We start from the raw sequence: 18,883 nt of genomic DNA on the forward strand, positions 1-18,883 counted from the left end.
GTTAGTGATTGATGTTTAATGATTTCTATTTCTGTCTACTGTCCCTGAAGCCTTCCATATTCTTGTAGCGGCGTTTCATGAGCCGGTGATATACATTCATCAGCCAGAATTTGGAAGTGGCGATAAATGCCACGCCGATGCCGATAAGTATCCAGGGGGTGACCTCTTTGCCAAAGATGGCATTCAGTGCAAAAAGCAGCAGTAAAGGTATGCCGAAAGCACCTCCTGAAATCAGATTCTGCAGACCGGTGCCTATATTCTGCCGGCTGGTCATCTTTGAATTCAGGTCGGTAGTCTTGTTGTTGTAGACTGCCAGTTGGAACAGACAGCAGTATACGGCTCCCGGAATGAATATCAGCCATGCAATGCAACCGAGTACGGATACCTTCCCGGTAACCATACCGGGAATCATCAGAATCGTAGGAATGAGCAATGCAATGCTGTACAGTATGTATTTGGCACGCAGCAGCGAGTAGATAGATTCCTTGCGGCTCATCAGTCCGTCAATGTAATTGCCTTCGTAACCCATCAGTGTGCTGAGGAACATGATGCCGAAGATAATGTAATTATAAAGGACGAAGAAATCTCTCAGACCTCCGTCATACACATCGGAAAAGCTAATGATACTACTGAACATTATCACTACACCGGTGATGGAATAGAGCGAACGCTTACAAATCTTGTTGCGTAGCAATAACTTGAGTTCCAGTCTCATGTATTCGCCTATTTCGCCGTAGCGGTCGAGGAATTTGTATTCGGATACATGTTTTATCCGTGTATCTTCCACTTTGTTCAGTTCATTGTAGATGAGTTTCTGCATCAGGGTGCGGTTGATGAACCACATGAGGGCGATGGCAGCCAGTACACCGATGAATGACAGTATATTACCGGTGATGAACCCTTCTCCCAGATTGACAAAACAGTCGAAAAGCGGACTGTTGTCCGGAATGAATAGTGCGGCGGCAATGCCACCATATACTACTACCGGTAGTGCCAGCCACCAGATGCGCTCACCCATCAGTGTGCGGCACAACAAGAACCAGTAGTTATTGAATACCATCAGCAGCCAGATGCCAATGCAATAGGTCAGCACACCACTGATTCCATAGAATTTGGTGACGGTGATGATGGAAAACGGAACAAACAGAAACAGCCAGAACAGATTGAAGCCATCCAGTCCGGAACGGATCAGCAGGAAGTCGATAAGACGGTTCCGCTTGATGGGAAGCAGCAGGTAGGGCTTCACTTCCTGGGTGGGTGTTTTTTGGAAAGGCAGGCGTATCAGGAAATCCAGCACAAGGACAAATATCAATCCGGAATTCATTACGTGATAGGCTTCTGTGGCACCACCGTCAAAGGCGAATGCAAAGGTCGTACCGAAGAATATCAGGTAACCGGCCCAGAAGACGAACATGAAGTACATCCAGAATTTTCCAAATTTACTTTTTTCGTACATCGGATTTCGTTTTTCCGCCAGTTTTCCGTGCTTGCGCAAATCTAAGAAAAGACTCATAGTATTTGTATATATAGAGTTTGTATAAAAAAAGCTGCGCTGCCTTTCATCGAACAACGCAGCCTTCTGTGTGTATGGCTCTCTTATTCTTTGTCAGGAGTTTCAGGACTGATCATTGATACCTCAATCTCATTCTTCTGCTTGAACAAGTCGTCGGTGAACTTTTGGATGTCCTTCACGGTGATGCTGTTGACAATCTGTTCGTAATCCTTTATCGGATTCATACCGGTGAACAGGTATTCGTCAATGCTTCCCAGCCAGTAGCTGTTTTCCTTCAAGTCTTCGGCGTGTTTTTTCAGCATGAACTCCTTCACTTTATTCAGGTCTCCTTCCGACGGACCTGCTTTGGCGATGTTGTCGAGTTCTGTAAAGATAATCTGCATCAACTTTTCTCTTTTTGCCGGAGCGGTTTCGAATATAATTTGCAGAAGGGCCTTTTCTTTCGGATATTTGCTTAACTGGCCGCCTACATATACACCGTAAGTGCCACCTTCGTCTTCACGTACCTTGGCTGTATAAACCAAGTCAAGAATCTGGCTGGTCATATCCAGCAGGATGTCATTTTTCAGGTCGTACTTGCAGTCACCGTTCAGCAGGACAAAATTTGACGCTTTAGCAGTTTCCTGCTTCCTTACGAACTCATTTTTATAAACTCCCTGGCGCATGTCGACTTTATTGTCCTTGAATGTTTCCTTGCGGTTGATGGCAGGCAGTGAACCCAGGTACTCGGCGATGAGTGGTTTCATTTCCTCCACATTCACATTTCCTACAAAGATAAAGGTAAAATCGCTGGCATCTTTGTAGCGGTCTTGATACATGGACAGAATCTTGTCATAATCCATCTTGTCAATCATGTCCGCCTTTATTCTGGCTCTTCTGGGATGGTGCATGTAAATACCGGCCGAGACAGAGTCACTGAACGCCACCTGGGGATTCATTTCCATATTCTGCAAAGCAGCTTTGTTGCGGTTCTTGTAGGATGCGAAGGCATCGTCGTCACGGCGTGGAGCGGTGAACGTCAAGTAAGTGAGCTGCATCATTGTTTCGAAGTCTTTCGGTGAACAGCTGCCATTGACGGTTTCTGTCTTGTCACCGATACCATAGCTGACGGAAGCTTTCTTGCCGGCCAGAACTTTTTCCAGGTCTACGGCACTGAAATTACCCAGACCACCGACACTCACTGCATCCAGTCCGTTGATGTTGATGATTTCCGAGTCGGGGAACAGGGAACTACCGCCTAGGCTGACTCCCTTCATGCGGATTTCGTCTGCCTTGAAGTCTGTCTTCTTGATAATGACCTTGACTCCGTTGGAGAGTGTCAGCGTTGTAGTGCCGAATGTATCATCTGTCTGCTCGGATACAATCTTTCCGCCTTTCGGGGCTTCGGCCATCAAAGGTTCATCCGACACCTTGTCTACGTAGGCAGTCAGTTTTTCAGCTTTAATATCTTTCAGAATCTTCTTGATTGCATCTTCTGTCGGCATTTTCAATCCTTCCTTATCCGGACCGAGAATTGCGACTACCTGGTTACTGTCTGTCACGAGGGCTTGCATCATCTGGTTCAGTGCGGCAACCGGAATGGCGGGAGCTATCTGATTGATGATGGCGTATTCGTTTTCGATGCCCGGAATCGGTTCGTTATCGAGGAAATGACGGACATATTCATCCACGTACTCTTCATTCTTGCGTTTGTCACGCTCGTTATAAGCAGATTCCAGTTGGCGCAGATATTCGGCACGGGCACGGTTGTATTCCGTTTCCGTAAAGCCGAATTGGCGGGCGCGTTCTGTTTCGCGCAGGAGAGTGGCTATTCCATTTTCTATGGCATCTTCCTTGCAGACAACGACACCGGTGAAGGCATCTTTGGTTTTGGCAACAAAGAAATCATCGTCATAAGTGGCGGCATATATATAAGGAGGATTGGCGGTTTGTACCAATTCGTTCAGACGCGCATTCAGCATATTGTTGATGAGCGTGGTTGCATAATTCTGTACCAGATAACCCATGTCGCCTTTCTGCTCGTCAGGAGTGGCTTCGTGCTTGTTGAAGATGAGGGCTTGTACATTGGACTGTTCCTTGTCCTGATAAACCAATACAATAGGCTCCTTGTTGTCGTTTACCGGATAGTACTCGCGTTTGGCAGCATTGGGCTGGGCGGGAATATCAGAAAACATTTTCTTGATTTGGGCTTCGATGGCGTCCACATCTATATCGCCAACTACCACAATACCCTGAAGGTCCGGACGGTACCACTTTTCATAGTAGTCTCTCAAAGTTTGCGGTTTGAAGTTCATAACGACCTCCATCGTTCCGATAGGGAAACAAGTGGCATACTTCGTTCCTTCGAACATGACTGGAAGCATCTTCTCCTGGAAGCGTTGTATGGCGCTCATACGGGTGCGCCATTCTTCGTTGATGACTCCGCGTTCTTTGTCTATTTCCTTCGGGTCCAGGGTCAAATCGTTACTCCAGTCGTGCAGAATCAGCAGGCAGGAGTCGATGGCTCCCGGAGTAGTGACCGGCACATTGGAAATGTTGTATACGGTTTCGTCTACGGAAGTATAGGCGTTCAAGTTCTCACCGAATTTCACCCCGATACGCTCCAGGTATTGCTTCAGTGCATCACCGGGGAAGTGGGTCGTTCCATTGAAACACATGTGTTCCAGGAAGTGGGCAAGGCCGCGCTGGTCGGCTTCTTCCTGAATGGAGCCTACCTTTTGGGCAATGTAAAAGTCGGCCCGGTTTGCAGGCTGGCTGTTCTTGCGGATATAATAGGTCAATCCGTTGTCCAACTTTCCGATACGGACATTTTTGTCGACCGGGATAGGCGGCATTTGCTGTGCAAATACCTGCTGAAAATTGCAGCAAAGAATTAACGCTACAATCCATAAACCACGTAATAGATGTTTCATATTATTATGAATTTAAATTGTTCTTGAACTATCTGTCGGACAGCCCTTGGATAAATCACAACTTCTGTTGTTTTTTTCGGATTCCATTCCGGATAAATGGAATTTATCTGACTGCTTCCCGGATGCGGACCAATTTGGTCAGCAGGTCTTCCAGCAGGTCGAGTTTCAGCATGTTGGCGCCGTCACTCTTGGCTACGGCGGGATTTTCGTGGGTTTCGATGAACAGTCCGTCTACACCTACGGCAACACCGGCTTTGGCTACGGTCTCGATAAGTTGCGGCATACCTCCCGTGACGCCACTGGTCTGGTTGGGCTGTTGCAAGGAGTGGGTTACATCCAGGATGACGGGGAAACCGAAGGTCTGCATTTCGGGGATGCCGCGATAGTCGATGACTAAATCCTGATAACCGAAAGTAGTTCCGCGTTCCGTCAGCATGACGTTCCTATTGCCTGCTTCCACTACTTTATCAGCCGCAAAGCGCATGGCAAGCGGAGAGAGGAACTGCCCTTTCTTGATGTTGATGGTTTTTCCGGTTTTGGCGGCGGCTACAAGCAGGTCTGTCTGCCGGCAGAGGAAGGCGGGAATTTGCAGAATATCCACATATTCGGCAGCCATGGTGGCTTCTTCGGCTGCATGAATGTCGGTCACGGTAGGTACTCCGAAGGTGGTGTGCACTTTTTGCAGTATCTTCAGCGCCTTTTCGTCGCCGATGCCCATAAAGGAATCCAGGCGGGAGCGGTTGGCTTTGCGGTACGACCCTTTGAATACATAGGGGATTTGCAGTTTTTCGGTGATAGTCACGATACGTTCGGCAATGCGCATTGCCATTTCTTCTCCTTCGATGACACATGGACCTGCCAGTAGGAAGAAGTTTCCGGCAGGATTATTCTTTAATTCAATCATAGGTTGTTACTGATTAAGTATTTTCAATTGGGTATAATCAATGTTATTGCTTCATGCAGTACGCTGATGTCCAGTGGAAAATGACGGTCAAGAATACGTCCGTCCAAATCGACAGAGGCATTTTGCGCACGCAGCACTTTTACTTTTTGCGTACGGTAGGGCATCACTACCTTATGGTTCAGAATCCGCCCTTGGATAAGCATCCACAATCCCGACCATAGTTGCAGCAATTCGGGACGGTAAATGACGGAAACATCCAGCCAGCCATTATAGGGCACTGCACTAGGCGCTTGTCCGTATCCCCACGCACTGCCTATGCAGACAGTCATGATGCGTCCACGTATGTGCTCGCCGTTTATCTTGAGATGCATGCGGTACAGCTTCCGTTCGAAGATAATAGATAGCAGTGCCATGAAGTAGGAGAGGAACTTCACTCCCCAGAAACGCTTGCACTGGTCGGTGATTTTCACGATACGGGCTCCCAGGCCTATGTTGATGGCATTGAGAAAGTAGCGTGTCAGATGCTTTTCACCGTCGTAATAATAGCAGGTACCCACGTCTATTTTCCGGCGGCGGTTGTTGATGATGCAATCCACCGCTTTCTTGTAGTCCGAACTCATTTCCCAATAGTCGGCAAAGTCATTTCCTATACCATTGGGGATGATGCCGATGGCTATATTCTCCTTGTCCGGTGCATTGGAAAGCATGATGCCGTTAATGACGTCATTCAGTGCGCCGTCACCGCCTACTACAACAATGGTGCGGTAGCCGTTGTTGGCGAGGATGCCTGCCAGACGCTCTACCGAACCGAACCCTTCGGACTGCACATAGTCGTAAGGCACACCTTTGCTGTCCATGTATTCTTTGATTTCTTTCCACCGTTTCTGCACTTTCCGTGTTCCGGCTTTGGGGTTGTATATCACTCCCAACTTTTCGGGTTCTGCACTCATGATTCTATTTACAATTTGACTATTTACTATTTACGATTTAAATCACCCGGTCACTTTATCATTTCATCATCCTTCCAACTTCTTCTTTACAAAAGCTATCTTTTCTTCCATCGGCCACCGGGCATTCATCCAATGGATGGTAAATCCACGCCGTTCCATACGGCGGAACCAGGTCATCTGGCGTTTGGCAAACTGGTGGATGGCTGTTTCCAGTTGCGTGAACATCTCTTCATAGGTCAACTTGCCGATGACATAAAGTGTCAGATACTTGTATTCCAGTCCGTAATAGATGAGGTCATCCGGTTGGATGCCTTGCTCTATCAGACGGCGCACTTCGTCTATCATTCCTTCTTCCAGGCGCTGGTGCAGGCGGCGGGTGATTTTCTCCCGACGCAATTCCCGGTCGATGTCCACACCTATGATGAGGCTGTTCATCTGGGGGAAGGAACGTTCGTCTACTGGGGTATGGGCATAGTACTCTTCGATTTCGATGGCTCGTATGGCACGTTTGGCTGTGTCCACGTCCGTAGTATTGTGCAGGCTTTTGTAACCTTTCAGTATGTCGGTCAGTTCTTCCAGCGATTTGTCCGCCAGACGGGTGCGCAACTCAGGATTCTCGGGTACGGGCAGCAGACGGTAGCCTTTCAGCACTGATTCGAGATACATTCCGGTTCCTCCACATACAACGGGCAGGCAACCTTTTTGTTTAATAGTCTCGTAAGCATTCAAGAAATCACGCTGATACTCGAAAACATTGTACTTATAGCCCGGGTCGGCTATGTCGATGAGGTGATAGGGAATCTGTTTCCCGTCGACGGTATAGTCGGCAAGGTCTTTGCCGGTGCCCAGGTCCATCCCCCGGTAGATTTGCCGTGAATCGGCACTGATGATTTCCGTATGGAGTTCGGCGGCCAAGGCGGCTGCAAATGGAGTCTTTCCTGAGGCGGTAGGCCCTAATATGGCGATTAAATCATAGTCTGGCATATATAAGTTCTTGTTAATCTCATTACAAAGATAGTGCAAACCGAATGCAGAATAAAATGAACTCGTTCATTTTTTATGCTGAGGTGCAGCTTATCTTCGTGTTAGTGCAAAGATAATGCAAACTGGGAGTATAATGGAAAGAACTTGCTTATTTTTTTACGTGATGCTATACCTCCTTTTCTATTTTGAAGCAGAAAAAGTGAAAAAGGACGTGAAAACGAGCATTTATCTTATTAAAATGTGTTATGAAACATGCTTTTTTTCTTGGAAAGTTTGTCAATGTCCCAAAAGTCCGTACCTTTGCAATGTGTTTTTCATAGTATTAGATTTAAGGTTAACAAAGGTTGGAGTACAGCGGTACTCCTTTTTTTATGCCCTAAACTGAACTTTGGCACATTTTTTCTGTACTTTTGCACTATATCTTGAATGAACAAACATATTCACCTTTTATGAAGCTCTGTATATAGCTACGCTCAACGAATAGCCCTGCTTGATAAAGCTATTCAGCTATCTGGCAAGCGATGACCCGTTTGCCACAGAGATTGTGTATCCTTTTATTCATGAATTTGCAGGATGGCATGCTGTACTTGTACAGTGTGTTGTTTTGTGCTATTTTATTGTTGAGCAATGCATTATACATATAAACAGATATGGCTTATCAACTTTCCGGTAATGATGAGCATTTTGATGGAGCAGCTGATAAATATAACCGATGCTGTTTTCTTAGGTCACGTTGGCGAGGTGGAATTGGGAGCATCTGCCATTGCGGGGATTTATTATTTGGCGGTCTACATGCTTGGGTTTGGGTTTAGTATCGGATTGCAGGTGATGATTGCCCGAAGGAATGGAGAATGTGACTATGGTAAGGCTGGGAAGATATTTTTTCAAGGTTTCTTCTTTTTATCGGGATTGGCCATTTTGCTTTGTCTGCTGATGCAGGCAAGTTCTCCTTTCATATTGGGAAGGTTGATTTCCTCGCCGGAGATTTATCGGGCTGTAATTCAATATTTGGACTGGCGCAGTTTCGGTTTGCTGTTTTCGTTTCCGTTTTTGGTTATCCGTTCTTTTCTTGTGGGAATAACATGCACTCGGGCATTATCGTGGGCTGCTGCCGTTGCAATAGTGATTAATATTCCTTTGAATTATATTCTGATAATTGTTGGAGGACTGGGAATATCGGGAGCTGCCATTGCTTCTTCTCTGGCAGAGATGGGTTCTTTGGTGATGCTTCTTTTCTATGTATGGCTGAAAATAGATAAAGGGAAATATGGATTGAAACCGGTATATGACGGAAAGCTGTTGGTGGATGTGCTGAGCTTGTCGGTATGGAGCATGCTTCATGCCTTTATCAGCGTGGCTCCGTGGTTCTTGTTTTTTGTGGCGGTGGAACATTTGGGTAAAACGGAATTAGCCATTTCCAATATTACGCGAAGTGTATCTGCTGTCTTTTTTGTAATAGTCAATTCTTTTGCGGTCACTACGGGTTCGCTGGTCAGTAATGCGATTGGGGCTGGAGAAAGGAGGGCTGTTTTCATTATCTGCCGTAAGATACTGAGGTTGGGCTATTCTGCTGGATTTCCACTGATAGGGGTAGCTGTATGCTGTAATCGCTTGATAATAGGAATCTATACAGATAACGAACTGTTGACGGAGCAGGCTTTCATTCCTTTTGTTGTGACGTTGCTGAATTATACCTTTGCCTTGCCAGGCTATGTATATCTCAACGCAGTTGGAGGGACCGGTAAAACCCGGATTACTTTTCTTTTCCAAGTGACTACCACTGTCGTGTATTTGGGGTATCTTTATTGGTTAAGCGCTTGCACTCATGCATCCTTGGCTATTTACTTAACGGCAGAATACCTTTTTGTGATTTTGCTGGCACTGCAATCGGTTTTCTATTTAAGAAGTAAACAATAAACCGTTGGCGGAATTGACTTGGCATATCTTTCATGTTACCGATGTGATGATTGTTTTAACTTGTTGTCAATCAGAGAGTAATTTTGCCAACCTATTGCCGTGCTTTTGGCAAACTTTTGCCAAGCCGATGGCAAAGTTTTGCCAATGCGGTGGCAAAGTCTTGCCAAGAAGGAGGCAAAACCTTGCCAACTTGTCGGCAAGAAAAGATACACTATTGATGAGATACGCCGTTGCTTGCCGCATCTTGTACAAGGCTGTTGGGATAGATTTCCTTAATAATCCATCATCAGTGAGTTGTCGGTCTTGCCTCGTGAAATGTCAAGGTTAGGCGGTGCATAGCTCTGGTTACAGCTACATAAAGCATACTCTTGTCAATCTCCGAACGGTAATTTCTCTCATCCGTCTGTGGAATAATGACTTCGTCAAACTCAAGCCCTTTTGCCATGTGGGCAGAGGTGATGACGATGCCTTGCACAAATGCGGAGCTTTGACTTGATAGGAAGCTGATATCATTGGCATATGATTTCAGCACGTCTGCCATCTCCCTGGCTTGCTGCTCCGTCTTGCATATGATGCCAAGAGACTTATATCCGGATTTCCGGTAAGTGGAGATTAGTCCCATAATGCCGGACAGTTCTTCTACGGCACTGCCGAACTGCAGGATTTGTGGCTTTTCTCCATGCCGGGCAACCGGTTCCAGCTCTGCGTTAGGATGAATCTTTTGCGCAAAATCCGTAATCTCGAAGGTGGAACGATAACTCTTACACAATTTCATGATTTCACTTGCAGTAAGTGACTTTTGGATAGTTTCTGCTGTGGATGAGCCATAAGGATTCACGGACTGTCCTGCATCGCCCAACACGGTTTTCCGGCATGGAAAGAGTTTCTGTATTACCTTGTACTGTATGGGCGAATAGTCCTGCATCTCATCTATCAACAGATGTTTGACTCTGAATGGCTGGTTCCCGCTTCCCTCCAATGCCAAGTGTAGGTATGCCAGCGGTGCCAAGTCTGAGTATTCGAGTGTATGTCCCTTTCGCATTTTGAACATTCCGGGATTATTTGTCCATTTAAAGAAATCTTTGTAGACTTGAATGTCGTTATTGCCTGCAAACATTAGTCTGATTTCTTTTTTCAAAAGGTTTCTGCCGGCGGTGGTTACCGTAAAGGCGTATTGTATTTTCAACATATCCAGCATATAATCAGCCATAGCATCAAATCGTCGGCGTATGGGATAACGGTTGAAACGTAGGTACTGTTCTTCAATAAACGGGGCAGGTATGGTGATGTATTTGGTCAGCTTCACGTCTGCTGCCTTGAAGTAGGTGTTCTCTATGTGGAGGATAAACTTGTCAAGCTCTGAAATGAAGCCGAAAGAGGCTTTATAGGCTATTCTGTCGATGAGGCTTGAGGATGGCTTCTCTAACAGTTCATTCACTAACCCGAAGTATGTTTGGTACTTGTATTTGTGTTCCAACACTCCGGAGAGTATTTGTTCCATACTGGTTTCGGGCACGGTTTCTTCTCCAAGTTCGGGGAGGACGTTGGAGATGTAATCGGAAAACACTTTGTTGGGGGAGACAATCAGAATATCTTTTGACGAGATGCTGTCTCTGAAGGTATAGAGCAGGTAGGCTATGCGGTGCAGGGCGATGGATGTTTTTCCAGAGCCGGCCACTCCTTGAATAATAAGCGTGCGGATATCTTCGTTACGGATAATCCGGTTCTGTTCCCGTTGGATGGTGGCAACGATATTTTTCATCTTGTCATCTGCATTGGAACTTAACTCCTTTTGCAGAATGTCGTCATGGACGGTCAGGGCACTTTCAATCATAAATTCCATTTTGCCGCCCCGAATTCTGTATTGGCGTTTTAGGGAAATTTCTCCTTTAATCTCTCCCGATGGAGACCGATAGCCTGCTTCTCCTAATTCATGGTCATAGAACATGCTCGAAACGGGTGCTCGCCAGTCATGGATAAGGGTAGCTCGACTTTCCGGGTCATAGAAGGTATGGATGCCTATATAGATAGGCATCACTTTGCTGTTTTCTTTCTTTTCCAAAAAATCAATTCGTCCGAAGTAAGGAATGGCAAGTATCTTGGTGAGCCGCTTACGCTTGTTGATTACACTTTCCCCCAAGGCAAAATGGTTTAGGATGCTTTCGCGCATGGAGCGTATCTCATGCGGGTCGATGTCTTTGTTGGACCAGATATAGTCTTTGTATTCTGCCAAGGTGTCGACGTGGTCTTTCACTGATGCGTCGGTATTACCGATAACCTTTTTCAGAAAACTGATTATTTGCTTTAAATATTCTTTCTCTTGTTTCTCTGTTTGATTGAATGCCATAATTAGTTGTTGCTAAAAGATAAGACAGTGTGCAAAATTAGTGTATTGTATCGGGAAGGGAAATGGCTATTTATAGCTATATACTGGGAAGTTTTATATCTTTGCACATTCAAAAAAGTGGAGGTAAATGGACATTCATGAGCTTGCAAGGCAGAATCAGCAATCTGCATGGAAAGTATTGGAAGATACCCGTATTATTGAAGCATGGGAGCGCATTGGAGCAACCGTTCATTTGGTGGGCTCACTCCGTACCGGGCTGTTGGCGAAAAGTAGGGATATAGATATCCATATTTATACCGATAGGTTGGATGTAGGAGAGAGCTTTTCGGTCATCCGGGAACTTGCGGAACGGTTGCCTTTGCAGGAAATACAATATAGGAACCTTATCCATACGGAGGAAGAGTGCATGGAGTGGCATGCTTTATATAAGGATAGAGAACAGAATACTTGGAAGTTTGATATGATTCACATCCGGAAAGGTTCCAGGTATGATGGTGTTGTAGAAAAGGTGACTGCCGCTATTGCGGAGCGCCTTACTCCTGAAATTAGGAAAACGATATTGCAAATCAAATTCGATGTGCCGGATGGTGTAACGATTCCAGGTATAGAGATTTATCATGCTGTCTTTACGGGAGGTGTCCGCACTTATAAGGAGCTTGAAGAGTGGCGCAAAACAAATCAGTTGGCGGACAGTCTCGGTTGGCTTCCGTAATCTTAGAGGTAGATACCAAGATTTTCTACTATATGGATGGCTTCCATTATATTGTTGGCATCTAACTTGCTTAGGATGTTTTTCCGGTGATTGTTCACAGTATAGATGCTCACTCCCAGCTGGTAAGCGATTTCCTTGCTTAGAAAACCTTGTCGGATGAGTCGTAATATTTCTTTCTCCCGGTTGGATAATTGTTTGTCGGGAGAAACAGTGCATGTTGGAAGCATCTCTCCCGTTTTTCTGTTCACCACCGTCCGTTTGATTCTTTCGATAGGGGTCTGGTCGGGAAGTATGTCCATTACTCCCATGATTATCCAGGCTTTACCATTCCGGTCTGTTTCTATGACTTGTTGCCGGCTACTTACATTGATATACTGTTGCCGTGCATTCAACATACGGAATTGAAATATTTGCCGGTAGTCATTTCTTTCTTCCGGTGGGAGTGAGTAGATGAACTGTCCATGCTCGATTTGGCATTCCGTGAGTTGCATTCTGTCATCAGGGTGTATTCTCTCTTCCAGTAAATCGCCTTGTTGCCTGATTGTCTTTATCCAAGTGGGATTGTATCCGAAAAGATGGGCAAAACTGTCGGATGCAAAATCGTATCTCTCTTTAAATACGTCAACTGTAAAAATACAGCTCTGACTCATTTGTGAGAACGCTTGCACGGATATTCTTTTCTTGTTCCATAAATCATAGTCCACATCGGGACCGCTAATCTGCTGTCTTGCCCATAATTCTTTGGGAGTTGTCTTGTTGGTAGTCATGGAACAAAGATAACTGATAATTTTCTTTTGAGTTTTATCTTTTACGGGATAATATTATTTCTAAGAATATGTTGTAGGGTTGGATTAAGTGGCTACCTTTGTAGGCCGTGTCATTGGGGACGCCGTGAATGAAAAGCAAACGAGTAATAAATTCAATATGTGATAAGATGAAAGATATACCGGCAGACAGCTTAATAAAGAATTATTTTCCTGTAGATTATATAGATTCTTTTTCTAAAGTGATGGTCACTGGGCAGGCTTTGACACCGGAAGATTTTCGCAATCTTGCCTTCAGCCGATTTCCTAAGTGGATTGGTTGGCTCATGAATTTCAGGAATGCGATTGTAAAGCCATTAGGACTGGATACAGCAACCAGATTTACAGATATGGTCTTGGATAAAAATCTGCATGAAGAAATTCTCGGAATGCCGGATAAGCATCTTGATTTCCATGTGTCCATGTGGTGCGGGGAATATCACGAAGGAAAACAAGAACTTCGGATTACTACTGTTGTGAAGTACAATAATTGGCTGGGAAGGGCATATTTCTTTATTATCAGACCTTTTCATGGGATAATAGTAAAGTCTATCTTAAAGCATGTTGCTGGGGATAGGGGGGAGTGGGTGTAAATAAATACTCCCATTGAAATATTATCATTTCAATGGGAGTATTTATTTGAGTGGTGCCACCAGGAATCGAACCGGGGACACAAGGATTTTCAGTCCTTTGCTCTACCAACTGAGCTATGGCACCATGTTTATCTCTTTTGCGGTTGCAAAGGTAGTGAAACTTTTGGACTATGCAATAGCTTTCATAATAAAAAACGCTGATAATTGGCTATATGGCTAATTATCAGCGTTTATGATTTGAGAAAAAATACTGAAAAAGTTTTATAGTTATGCTTTTTCCGCTTCTTCTTCCTTCAAAGGATTCCATCCTTGTGCTTTGAGTTCAAACTCTTGACCGTCACGGGTAATTAGGGCGCAGCCTAATTCCGGTTTGGTGATATGGCCAATCAGCTTGACGCCTTCCATTTCGGCAACCTTTTCATGGTCGGCAATGGGGACGGTGAACAATAACTCATAATCCTCGCCTCCGTTCAGTGCACAAGTGCTCAGGTTCATATTGAATTCTTCTGCCATTACAGCCGTCTGATAGTCGATAGGAATATGTTCTTCGTAAACTCGGCAACCCACTTTGCTTTGGGTACAGATATGCAGTAATTCCGAAGAAAGTCCGTCCGATATATCCATCATGGAGGTGGGTTGTATACCTTCTTCTGCCAGTTTCTGAATGATGTCACGGCGTGCTTCGGGCTTCAGTTGACGTTCCAGAAGATACTCCTTCCCCGAGAAGTCCGGTTGCAAGTCTTTGTCACCTCCTTTGAGCACCGCCTTTTCGCGTTCCAAAAGCTGTAGTCCCATGTAGGCGGCACCCAAGTCGCCGCTGACGCAAATCAGGTCGGTTTCGCGGGCACCATTGCGGTAGACCACTTTTCCTTTCTCACCCTCGCCTATGCAGGTGATGCTGATGGTAAGCCCAGTATAGGAAGCGGAGGTGTCTCCTCCCACGATGTCAACATCATATTCTTCGCAAGCCAAACGGATGCCGGCATAGAGTTCCTCCATGTCTTCTATACTGAAACGCTTGGATATGCCCAAGGAAACGGTAATCTGCTTCGGTGTGCCGTTCATGGCATAGATATCAGAGAAATTGACTACGGCCGATTTATACCCCAAATGCTTGAGCGGTACATACACAAGGTCGAAATGGACGCCTTCCATCAGCAAGTCGGTAGTAACGAGCACTTCCTTTTCGGCCGGGTAGGAGAGGACGGCGGCATCATCTCCGACACCATATCGGCTCGACTCGTTCTTTAGTTCAATGCCTTCGGTGAGGTGTCGGATGAGGCCGAATTCACCGAGGGTAGCTATTTCTGTTCTCATGCTTTCTTATGCTCTATTAATCAATTCACGCATAATCTCTGTCATTCTCGGTTGCGCCTCGTCCGCAGCTTTCTGCACTTCTTCGTGAGAGACTTCTACGATTTTACCTTCTACCCCCAAGTCTGTAATGACAGATACGCCGAACACTTTGATTCCGCAATGATTTGCCACGATGACTTCCGGCACGGTGGACATGCCCACTGCATCGGCACCCAGAATATGGAACATCTTGTATTCCGCAGGTGTTTCGAATGTGGGACCTTGCGTACCGATATAGACACCGTGCTGAACCTTGATGCCCTTTTCTGCCGCAATGGCGTCGGCCTTACGAATCAGCTCTTTGTCATAAGCTTCGCTCATATCCGGGAAGCGAGGACCGTAAGGTATGTTTTTGCCACGCAATGGATGTTCGGGGAAGTAGTTTATATGGTCGGTGATAATCATCAGGTCACCGATCGCAAAATCCGGATTTGTGCCGCCACTGGCATTGGAAACGAATAAGGTCTTGATACCCAGTTCGCGCATTACACGTACCGGGAAGGTTACTTCCTTCATGGAATAGCCCTCGTAAAAATGGAAACGTCCCTGCATCGCCATGATGTCTTTATGGCCCAGTTTGCCGAAGATAAGTTTTCCGCTGTGTCCCTCTACGGTAGAGACGGGGAAATTGGGGATTTCTTCGTACCTTATCTCATACTTTTCAGTGATTTCACCGGCAAGACTGCCGAGTCCGGTACCGAGGATGATTGCTGTCTCAGGCTGGGTGTGCATCTTTCCCTTCAGAAAGGCTGCTGTTTCTTGAATGCGCTCTAACATAGCCAATAATGTTTTGGTTAAATATATATTGTTGATTTTGTAAAATTTCTATTTCTATCGGCAGCACGTAGATGTACGGCTTTAGTGTTTCGTCCAGTGCGGGATGGAGTTTCAGCCTTGCCGCATCTTTCTCCGTGGTGATTATCAGTCTTTTCCACTCTTCCAGGTGCAGGAATTGTTCCTTTATTTGCAATAAATCCTTGGGAGTAAAGTCATGATGGTCATCAAATGACAGCAATTTGACGTGTGGCGTGTAAGATTCCACTTCTTTCTGTAAGGGGGCGGGGGAGGCGATGCCTGTCACCAGCAGTACTTGCTCGTCTCTGGTGAGGGAGGAGAGCACTTTCCGGCTGTTCGTTTTCTCGGGAAATAGCGGTGTCAACATTCCATAGCGGAATCTGGAGAAATACAGTTGTTGGTATGGATAGAGGTGGAGCCGTTTAGCTATGATGTTGAAGTCTATCGGCTTGATATCATCCGGACATTTGGTGACGATGACCATCTGTGCCCGGTTTTTACCGCTTGAAGGTTCGCGGAGTCTTCCGGCAGGGAGCAAGGCATCATCGCACAGTAACCGGTGAAAATCAGTTAGTAGAATGTTCAGCCCAGCTTTTACATGGCGATGTTGGAAGGCATCGTCCAGGATGATGGCTTCTACAGTGGGATTTTCCAGTTTCAGCAGTTGCTCAATGCCGTGGCAACGGTTTTCGTCTACCGCTACCCGTGCATTGGGGAATTTATTTTTAATTTGATACGGCTCGTCACCTATTTGGCGTACATTGCTCTTGTCATCGGCCAGTACATAGCCTCGGCTTTTACGCTTGTAACCCCGACTGAGGGTGGCTACATTCACTCCGTTTTTTTGTAATAGCTTTATCAGATATTCGGTATGTGGCGTCTTGCCAGTTCCGCCCACAGCAAGGTTGCCCACGCATATTACTGGAACGTCAAAACTCTTTGACCGGAGCCAGCCCCAGTCAAAGAGTTTATTTCGCAAGCATACCCCTATTCCATAAAGCCATGATAGGGGATATAGCCAATGATATATCTTGATAAAGTTTTCCTCCATTTATTGAATATTCAGTTCAAAGGGTACACGTGCTTGTATACGGTCACATTTGTCAAAATTCTCCAGGACGCTGAACTGCTGGTATATCTCGCCCATTGTGCCTTTCAGCATGCGTGCTTTGACGTAGTTACCCGGATTGGTGTTCATCAGGCTTTCAAAGAAACTTTCCTTTTTCGGATAGCTCATCACGGTATAGGTATCTACTCCGGCCTTTGCAATGGCAATGTCCAAAGCTTTGTCCAAACCACCCAATTCGTCGACCAGTCCTAGTTCCTTGGCCTTGCTTCCGGTCCATACACGACCTTGGGCAATTTTATCCAGGTCTTCCTTGCTGATGCCTCGGCCATCAGAGCAGCGGGTGAGGAAGAGGTCATATCCGTTGTTCACATACATTTGCATCAGCCCTTTTTCACCGTCATTCATCGGGCGTGTCAGCATGCCGAAGTCTGCGTATTTATTGGTTTTCACTACATCAAAATTTACCCCGATTTTATCAGTCAGCCCCTTTGCGTTGGGGAACATGCCGAAGATGCCGATAGAACCCGTCAGTGTGGTAGGCTCGGCCACGATGGTGTCTGCATTACAAGAAATGTAGTAACCTCCTGAAGCTGCATAGTCACCCATGGAAACAATGACTGGTTTCTCTTTCTTCAATTCGCTGACGGCATACCATATCTGTTCTGAACCATAGGCGCTTCCGCCCGGTGAGTTTACGCGTAATACTACAGCTTTTACATCTTCGTCATCTTTCAGCTTGCGCAGGTCTTTAATCACCTTTTTAGAGTCGATGCCTTCTTCGCTGGAGGCAGAAGATGAACCACCGTCAATTTCTCCATAGGCATAGTATACGGCAATCACATTTCCACTTTTGTCTTTGGGAACGTTCTTCTTTACGTTAATCATGTCCTGCAAACCAAGTACGGGCATGCGGTCGTCTTTGTCGATGCCTACCATCGCTTTCAGGTAGTTGCGCACATCATTCTTATATATTAATGTATCGACCAGTCCGCATTGCACACTTTCTTCTGCGGGATAGAACATCAACATGCGGTCGGCAATGGCGTTCAGTGAGTCTACAGATATTTTGCGTGATTCTGCAACATCATTGGTCACTTGTCCCCAGATGGAGGTCAGGTAAGCGTCGATTTGTTCACGGTTGGCAGGGCTCATTTCGGTAGAGATGAAAGGCTCTACAGCCGATTTGTAGGTACCTACTTTGAATATCTGCATTTCCACTCCGATTTTGGCCAGCAAATCCTTGAAGAACATGGGGGTAGCGGCCAAGCCCCTCCACTCGACCATACCTTGCGGGTTCAGCAACACCTTGTCGGCTACACTTGACAGATAATAAAGACCTTGGGAATAGCTGTCACCATAAGCTACGATGAATTTTCCCGATTCCTTGAAATCCTTCAATGCATTGCGTATTTCTTCGCGTGAAGCAAATCCTGCACCCAGCGAAGTTGCTTCTATATAGATACCTTTAATGTTGTCATTCTCTTTTGCTTTTTTGATAGAGGAGAGGACATCATCCAGGCCATAGGTCTTATAATTGTCTCCCATAAGGGCATCGAACGGATTGTCTTGGCTGCGTTCAGCCAGTGCACCATTCAAATCCAGCATCATAATGGAGTTTTTGCGTACTTGCGTTTCTGACTCCGAAGATGATACCATGCTGAAAACCACCAAAATACTGATGAAAACTAAAACAACGACTGATACGATGATGCCGGTAATGGTGGCAAACGTAAATTTCAGAAAATCTTTCATTGCACTTTATTGTTTTTAGTATGCTAACTTTTAAAAGCTAACAAAGATAAATAATTAGGTTGATATTTACCCTATCTGTCGCTGAGTTTTTCGGTTTGTCACAGTATTGTGGGAGATTTCATTCTCTTTTCTTTTATCTTTGGAGTATTTCATTTCGTTCTTTATGGATAGTTAGTTTCTAAAATGCCAGATATAATTGCTATCTCTTTACTTTCTGAGTCTGTTTCTCTAAAAACTAATCTTTCCACAGCAATGTTCTTTTCTTACCACAGCTGT

Annotated in this window: 14 protein-coding genes and 1 tRNA gene; 3 read left to right on the forward strand and 12 right to left on the reverse strand. The window is 45.5% G+C overall.

The genetic code is table 11. From position 1 onward, the window contains the following. Window positions 1-25: 25 nt before the first annotated feature. The 5 genes from DW947_RS13735 to miaA all read right to left on the reverse strand — a co-directional run bounded on the left by DW947_RS13735 (window position 26) and on the right by miaA (window position 7,263). Complete coding sequence (locus tag DW947_RS13735; protein WP_005835497.1) at window positions 26-1,513, reverse strand: DUF5687 family protein; 1,488 nt, start codon at window positions 1,511-1,513, stop codon at window positions 26-28. 83 nt (window positions 1,514-1,596) lie between these two features. Next, a complete protein-coding gene (locus DW947_RS13740; protein ID WP_009037041.1) occupies window positions 1,597-4,425 on the reverse strand; it encodes a M16 family metallopeptidase in 2,829 nt (942 codons plus the stop codon). 103 nt (window positions 4,426-4,528) lie between these two features. After that, window positions 4,529-5,329, reverse strand: a complete 801-nt coding sequence (gene kdsA, locus DW947_RS13745; protein WP_005828848.1) for a 3-deoxy-8-phosphooctulonate synthase — start codon at window positions 5,327-5,329, stop codon at window positions 4,529-4,531. Between the two features lie 23 nt (window positions 5,330-5,352). Next, a complete protein-coding gene (locus tag DW947_RS13750; protein ID WP_005828845.1) occupies window positions 5,353-6,279 on the reverse strand; it encodes a diacylglycerol/lipid kinase family protein in 927 nt (308 codons plus the stop codon). A gap of 66 nt (window positions 6,280-6,345) precedes the next feature. Beyond that, window positions 6,346-7,263, reverse strand: a complete 918-nt coding sequence (gene miaA, locus DW947_RS13755; protein ID WP_005835499.1) for a tRNA (adenosine(37)-N6)-dimethylallyltransferase MiaA — start codon at window positions 7,261-7,263, stop codon at window positions 6,346-6,348. Between the two features lie 627 nt (window positions 7,264-7,890). On the opposite strand from miaA, the gene DW947_RS13765 reads away from it, so the two are divergent. After that, window positions 7,891-9,180, forward strand: coding sequence for an MATE family efflux transporter (locus tag DW947_RS13765; RefSeq protein ID WP_117703368.1), 1,290 nt, complete (start codon window positions 7,891-7,893; stop codon window positions 9,178-9,180). Window positions 9,181-9,466: 286 nt separating this feature from the next. Here the strand turns inward: DW947_RS13765 and DW947_RS13770 are convergent, their stop codons facing one another. After that, window positions 9,467-11,527 carry a HelD family protein gene (locus DW947_RS13770; RefSeq protein WP_117703367.1) on the reverse strand — a complete coding sequence of 687 codons (2,061 nt, stop codon included), beginning with the start codon at window positions 11,525-11,527 and terminating at the stop codon, window positions 9,467-9,469. Between the two features lie 127 nt (window positions 11,528-11,654). Here DW947_RS13770 and DW947_RS13775 point away from each other — a divergent pair, with 127 nt between their 5' ends. After that, window positions 11,655-12,239, forward strand: coding sequence for a nucleotidyltransferase domain-containing protein (locus DW947_RS13775; RefSeq protein WP_117703366.1), 585 nt, complete (start codon window positions 11,655-11,657; stop codon window positions 12,237-12,239). 2 nt (window positions 12,240-12,241) lie between these two features. Here DW947_RS13775 and DW947_RS13780 read toward each other — a convergent pair whose 3' ends face one another. Beyond that, window positions 12,242-13,006, reverse strand: coding sequence for a LuxR C-terminal-related transcriptional regulator (locus DW947_RS13780; RefSeq protein ID WP_057097189.1), 765 nt, complete (start codon window positions 13,004-13,006; stop codon window positions 12,242-12,244). Between the two features lie 167 nt (window positions 13,007-13,173). Between DW947_RS13780 and DW947_RS13785 the strand changes: the two genes are divergently transcribed. Next, the gene (locus tag DW947_RS13785) at window positions 13,174-13,635 is read left to right on the forward strand and encodes a DUF2867 domain-containing protein (protein ID WP_044468580.1); all 462 of its coding nucleotides are present in this window, start codon (window positions 13,174-13,176) and stop codon (window positions 13,633-13,635) included. Between the two features lie 51 nt (window positions 13,636-13,686). Here DW947_RS13785 and DW947_RS13790 read toward each other — a convergent pair. From DW947_RS13790 to sppA, 5 genes are all read right to left on the reverse strand, one after another. Further along, window positions 13,687-13,759: transfer RNA gene (locus DW947_RS13790), tRNA-Phe, on the reverse strand. Window positions 13,760-13,902: 143 nt separating this feature from the next. Beyond that, complete coding sequence (gene thiL, locus DW947_RS13795; protein WP_005828671.1) at window positions 13,903-14,952, reverse strand: thiamine-phosphate kinase; 1,050 nt, start codon at window positions 14,950-14,952, stop codon at window positions 13,903-13,905. A gap of 6 nt (window positions 14,953-14,958) precedes the next feature. Further along, entirely contained in the window at window positions 14,959-15,768 is an 810-nt protein-coding gene (locus DW947_RS13800) for a purine-nucleoside phosphorylase (RefSeq protein WP_005835556.1), read from the reverse strand. Beyond that, the gene (lpxK, locus tag DW947_RS13805) at window positions 15,707-16,837 is read right to left on the reverse strand and encodes a tetraacyldisaccharide 4'-kinase (protein WP_005828669.1); all 1,131 of its coding nucleotides are present in this window, start codon (window positions 16,835-16,837) and stop codon (window positions 15,707-15,709) included. Before lpxK ends, DW947_RS13800 begins: the two co-directional genes overlap by 62 nt. Beyond that, window positions 16,838-18,607, reverse strand: coding sequence for a signal peptide peptidase SppA (sppA, locus tag DW947_RS13810; RefSeq protein ID WP_117867336.1), 1,770 nt, complete (start codon window positions 18,605-18,607; stop codon window positions 16,838-16,840). Between the last annotated feature and the right edge of the window lie 276 nt (window positions 18,608-18,883).

Source organism: Bacteroides sp. AM44-19, from assembly GCF_003603395.1.
In the GTDB taxonomy this organism is placed as follows: domain Bacteria; phylum Bacteroidota; class Bacteroidia; order Bacteroidales; family Bacteroidaceae; genus Bacteroides; species Bacteroides uniformis.

Bases quoted from the DNA above. Each gene is read 5' to 3' on its own strand.
- DW947_RS13735 (WP_005835497.1), bottom strand. From the start codon at position 1,513: ATGAGTCTTTTCTTAGATTTGCGCAAGCACGGAAAACTGGCGGAAAAA.
- DW947_RS13740 (WP_009037041.1), bottom strand. From the start codon at position 4,425: ATGAAACATCTATTACGTGGTTTATGGATTGTAGCGTTAATTCTTTGC.
- kdsA (WP_005828848.1), bottom strand. From the start codon at position 5,329: ATGATTGAATTAAAGAATAATCCTGCCGGAAACTTCTTCCTACTGGCA.
- DW947_RS13750 (WP_005828845.1), bottom strand. From the start codon at position 6,279: ATGAGTGCAGAACCCGAAAAGTTGGGAGTGATATACAACCCCAAAGCC.
- miaA (WP_005835499.1), bottom strand. From the start codon at position 7,263: ATGCCAGACTATGATTTAATCGCCATATTAGGGCCTACCGCCTCAGGA.
- DW947_RS13765 (WP_117703368.1), top strand. From the start codon at position 7,891: ATGCATTATACATATAAACAGATATGGCTTATCAACTTTCCGGTAATG.
- DW947_RS13770 (WP_117703367.1), bottom strand. From the start codon at position 11,527: ATGGCATTCAATCAAACAGAGAAACAAGAGAAAGAATATTTAAAGCAA.
- DW947_RS13775 (WP_117703366.1), top strand. From the start codon at position 11,655: ATGGACATTCATGAGCTTGCAAGGCAGAATCAGCAATCTGCATGGAAA.
- DW947_RS13780 (WP_057097189.1), bottom strand. From the start codon at position 13,006: ATGACTACCAACAAGACAACTCCCAAAGAATTATGGGCAAGACAGCAG.
- DW947_RS13785 (WP_044468580.1), top strand. From the start codon at position 13,174: ATGAAAGATATACCGGCAGACAGCTTAATAAAGAATTATTTTCCTGTA.
- thiL (WP_005828671.1), bottom strand. From the start codon at position 14,952: ATGAGAACAGAAATAGCTACCCTCGGTGAATTCGGCCTCATCCGACAC.
- DW947_RS13800 (WP_005835556.1), bottom strand. From the start codon at position 15,768: ATGTTAGAGCGCATTCAAGAAACAGCAGCCTTTCTGAAGGGAAAGATG.
- lpxK (WP_005828669.1), bottom strand. From the start codon at position 16,837: ATGGAGGAAAACTTTATCAAGATATATCATTGGCTATATCCCCTATCA.
- sppA (WP_117867336.1), bottom strand. From the start codon at position 18,607: ATGAAAGATTTTCTGAAATTTACGTTTGCCACCATTACCGGCATCATC.